This is a genomic window from Micrococcus sp. HMSC31B01 (assembly GCF_001816085.1).
Taxonomy (GTDB): domain Bacteria; phylum Actinomycetota; class Actinomycetes; order Actinomycetales; family Micrococcaceae; genus Micrococcus; species Micrococcus luteus.
The window spans coordinates 1-4,389 of sequence record NZ_KV825242.1; the positions used below are offsets into that span (position 1 = coordinate 1).

The following is a 4,389-nucleotide window of genomic DNA, read 5'->3' on the forward strand; positions in this document are numbered from 1 at the left end:
GTCGGCGGCGTGGAAAGGACGACCGCCCGGTGCAGTACCGCCGCGGCTGGTTCATCCCCGTGTTCACCACGCTGCTCGCCCTCACCCTCGCGGCCGTGGCCGTGTGGGGCTACCTGTGGACCCAGACGCAGTACTACGTGGGGGCCAACGACGGCCGGATCGCCGTGTTCAAGGGCGTCTCCCAGCGGCTGGGCCCGCTCGAGCTGTCCCACGTGGACCGCCAGACCGACCTCCCGGTGGACGCGCTGCCCGCGTACGCACGCGACCGCGTGAACGCCGGCATGCCCGCCCGGGACGTGGACCACGCGGAGCAGATCGTCGCCGAGCTGCGCGACTCGCTGCACCCGAACGCCCCCGCCCCCGCCGGTGAACCCTCCGAGCGGGCCCGGCCGAGCACGACGCCGTCGTCGTCCTCCGCCCGCCCCTCGGACGCGTCCGGCTCCGCCGCGCCGACGAGCCCGGCATCGTCCCCGAGCGCGACGGGAGGTGAGGCCCCGTGACCGAGGTGATCTCCCCCGCACGCCCGCGCCGGAACATCGAACTGGTCCTGCTGCTGGCCGCCCTGGCCATCGCCCTGGGGGCGGACCTGCTGGGCATGATCGGCACGGACGCCCCGCTGGACTCCACCGCCTGGGTGCCGCTGGGCATCTTCGGCGCGGCCACCCTCGTGCTGCACGTGGTCCTGCGGCTGCGGGCCCCCTACGCGGACCCGTTCATGCTGCCGATCACCGCCCTGCTCAACGGGCTGGGCCTGGCCATGATCCACCGGCTGAGCCAGGACGCCGCGATGGCCAACCCCACCTCGCAGCTCGTGTGGTCCGTCCTGGCCGTCCTGGTGGCCTCCGCCCTGGTGTTCCTGGTGCGCGACCACCGGGTGCTGCGGCGCTGGCCCTACCTGTTCCTCGCCGCGTCCGGCGTGCTGCTGCTCCTGCCGCTCGTGCCCGGGCTGGGCCTGAGCATGTACGGGGCGCGGATCTGGATCGACGTCGGATTCGGCACCTTCCAGCCCGGCGAGATCGCCAAGATAACGCTGGCCATCTTCTTCGCCGGCTACCTCTCCGCGAACCGCGACCTGATCCTGCTGGCCGGCCGCCGCGTGGGCCCGGTGACCTTCCCCCGAGCCCGGGACCTCGGCCCGTTGCTGGCCGGCTGGCTCCTGGCGCTCGGCGTGCTCGTGTTCCAGCGCGACCTGGGCTCGGCCCTGCTGTTCTTCGGCATGTTCATGGCGATGCTCTACATCGCCACGTCCCGCGCCTCCTGGATCCTCCTCGGCCTGGGCCTGATCGCCTTCGGCGCGGCGCTGGCGTTCCTGTTCATGCCGCACGTGACCGCCCGGTTCGAGATCTGGCTGAGGGCCTTCGACCCCGAGATCTACCATCGCGACTTCGGCGGCTCCTACCAGGTGGTCCAGGGCCTGTTCGCGATGGCCTCGGGCGGGCTGATGGGCACCGGCCTGGGCGCGGGCAACCCCACCCAGGTGCCGCTGTCCTTCTCGGACATGATCCTCACGGCCATCGGCGAGGAGCTCGGCTTCGTGGGCCTGGCCGCCGTGCTCGTCCTGTACCTCCTGCTCGTCACCCGCATGATGCGCGCCGCCCTCGGCGTGCGCGACGCGTTCGGCAAGGTGCTCGCCTCCGGCCTGGCCTTCACCATGGCGTGGCAGGTGTTCGTGGTGATGGGCGGCGTGACCCTCGTGCTGCCGCTCACCGGCCTCACGACGCCGTTCCTCGCCGCCGGCGGCTCCTCGCTGCTGGCCAACTGGATCATCGTGGGGCTCGTGCTGCGCATCTCGAACGCCGCCCGCCGGCCCGTGGTCGTGGACGGGATGGTCAACGCGTCCGGGCCCGGCGCCGGCCACCTCGACCCCGGCACGGCGCTCCCGGCGGCCGCCGTGCCCCCGGGAGGAGGTGAGGAGCGGTGAACGAGGCGATCCGACGCACGTGGACCGTCATGGCGGCCATGCTCCTCGTGCTCGCGCTGGCTGCGTCCGTCATCCAGGTGCTGGCCGCTGACCAGCTCAAGACGCACGCCCTGAACTCTCGGCAGATGTTCCTGGAGTTCGGCGCCCCGCGCGGGCCGATCCTCGTGGACGGCGAGCCGATCGCCGAGTCCGTCCCCTCCGACGACGCGTACCACTACCAGCGCGTCTACCACGAGCCCGAGCTGTACGCCCCGCTCACGGGCTTCTACTCGCTCACCTACGGCACCGACGGGCTGGAGGCGGCCATGAACGAGCAGCTCTCCGGCACCCCCACGTCCCAGTTCGTGGACCGCGCCATGGAGATCATCACGGGCGCCACGCCCGAGGGCGACCAGGTGGAGCTGACGATCGACCCCGAGCTGCAGCGTCTGGCGTACGACGCGCTCCCGGACGGCGTGCGCGCCTCCGCCGTGGTCACGGACCCGACGACGGGCGAGATCCTGGCCATGGTGTCGAAGCCGGGCTTCGACTCCAACGCGCTCTCCTCGCACAGCCCGGCCGAGGCGCAGTCGGCCATGGCCGCGATCGACCAGATCCCCGGCGCCAGCGCGTACCTCAACCGCGCCGCGGAGCAGCTCGTGTCCCCCGGCTCCACGTTCAAGCTGATCGACGCGGTGGCCATGCTCGAGTCCGGTGACTACACCCCGGACGGGACGGTGGACATCCCCGCCGCGTGGACGCTGCCCGGCACGACCACGGAGCTGCCCAACTACGACGGCTCACCGTGCAACACCGTGGGGCGTCAGACCCTCACGTGGGCGCTGGCGCAGTCCTGCAACACGCCGTTCGCCATGGCCGCCGTCGAGCTGGGCCAGGACCGGATCCGGGAGGTCGCCGAGCGGTTCGGCTTCAACGACTCCTTCGACTACCCGCTGCCCGTGACCGGCTCCGTGTTCCCCTCCGACCTGGACGACGCCGCGCTGGCGCAGTCCTCGATCGGCCAGCGGGACGTGCAGGCTACCGCGCTGCAGATGGCCATGGTGGCCGCCGGCATCGCGAACGACGGCGTGGTCATGGAGCCGCAGCTGATCAAGGCGGTCCGCCGTTCGGACCTCACCACGGTGCAGGAGTTCAGCCCCCGTGAGCGCGGCCGGGCCACGACCCCCGAGGTGGCCGGGCAGGTCTCGGACATGATGGTCTCGGCGGTGGAGGACGGCATCCTGGGATCCGTGCAGTCGGACACGGTGCGGATCGCGGCGAAGTCGGGCACGGCCGAGGTCGGGGACACGGGCAACGTGCACTCCTGGATCACCGGCTTCGACGCGAGCGAGAACCCCCGGGCGGCCGTGACGATCGTGGTGGAGGACGAGCCGCCGGGGGTTGGACATCAGACAATCGTCAGTGGCATGAAGGCAATCATGGAAGCGGTGGTCACGGAATGAGGCCGACATCGGGCATCACCCTCGGGGGCAGGTACCAGCTGACCGATCGCATCGCGATCGGCGGCATGGGCGAGGTGTGGAAGGCCCGGGACAAGGTCCTGGGCCGGATCACCGCCGTGAAGATCCTCAAGGAGGAGTACACGGGTGACCCCAACTTCCTGCGCCGCTTCCGGGCGGAGGCCCAGCACACCGCGCTGCTGAACCACCCCGGCGTCGCCAACGTCTACGACTACGGCGAGGAGAAGGGCTCCGCCTACCTCGTCATGGAGCTCGTGCCGGGCCAGCCGCTGTCCTCCATCCTCGAGAAGGAGAAGGTGCTCTCCCCCGAGCGGACCCTGCGGATCATCGCGCAGACGGCGGCCGCGCTCTCGGCGGCCCACGCCCAGGGGCTCGTGCACCGCGACGTCAAGCCCGGCAACCTCATGATCACGCCCACCGGCCGGGTGAAGGTGACGGACTTCGGCATCGCGCGCCTGGCGGACCAGGTCCCGCTCACGGCCACCGGCCAGGTGATGGGCACCGCCCAGTACCTCGCGCCCGAGCAGGCCACGGGGCAGCAGGCCACCGGCTCCTCCGACCTCTACTCGCTGGGCATCATCGGCTACGAGGCCCTCGCCGGGCATCGCCCGTTCACGGGCGAGTCCCAGATCGCGATCGCCCTCGCCCAGGTCAACGACACCCCGCCGCCCCTGCCGGACACCGTCCCGGCCCCGGTGCGCGCCCTGATCATGTGCATGCTCTCGAAGGACCCCAAGGAGCGGCCGTCGGACGCGACCGCGCTCTCGGACGCCGCCGACGCGCTGCGTCGCAAGGACACCCGCGGCGCTGTGGAGGCCGTGCCCGGCCTGGCCGTCTTCCTCGAGGAGCAGGGCGTGGCCGACCCCTCGGGTGCCGAGACCGCTCCCCTGGACTACGACGGCATGCGCACCACCCATCCCCGCGCCGAGGGCACCCGGGCGGACGGCTCCCCCGCCACCGCGGCGCTGCCGGTGACCGCGGCCCAGCCCCGCACCGACGACGACGCCC

Annotated in this window: 3 protein-coding genes and 1 pseudogene; all 4 read left to right on the forward strand. The window is 72.0% G+C overall.

All coding sequences use genetic code 11. From position 1 onward, the window contains the following. A pseudogene (locus HMPREF3105_RS08905) lies at positions 1-500 on the forward strand (serine/threonine-protein phosphatase); the annotation flags it as partial. Beyond that, on the forward strand, positions 497-1,921 hold the full coding sequence (locus HMPREF3105_RS08910; RefSeq protein WP_020624443.1) for an FtsW/RodA/SpoVE family cell cycle protein: 1,425 nt from the start codon (positions 497-499) through the stop codon (positions 1,919-1,921). The pseudogene HMPREF3105_RS08905 and the gene HMPREF3105_RS08910, both read left to right, overlap by 4 nt. Then, positions 1,918-3,363 (forward strand): peptidoglycan D,D-transpeptidase FtsI family protein, encoded by a 1,446-nt coding sequence (locus tag HMPREF3105_RS08915; RefSeq protein WP_020624442.1) that lies wholly within the window; start codon positions 1,918-1,920, stop codon positions 3,361-3,363. The genes HMPREF3105_RS08910 and HMPREF3105_RS08915 overlap by 4 nt, the downstream gene beginning before the upstream one ends. Next, positions 3,360-4,389 (forward strand): serine/threonine-protein kinase (locus HMPREF3105_RS08920; RefSeq protein ID WP_246830359.1); only part of this gene is annotated, 1,030 nt, incomplete at its 3' end. The genes HMPREF3105_RS08915 and HMPREF3105_RS08920, both read left to right, overlap by 4 nt.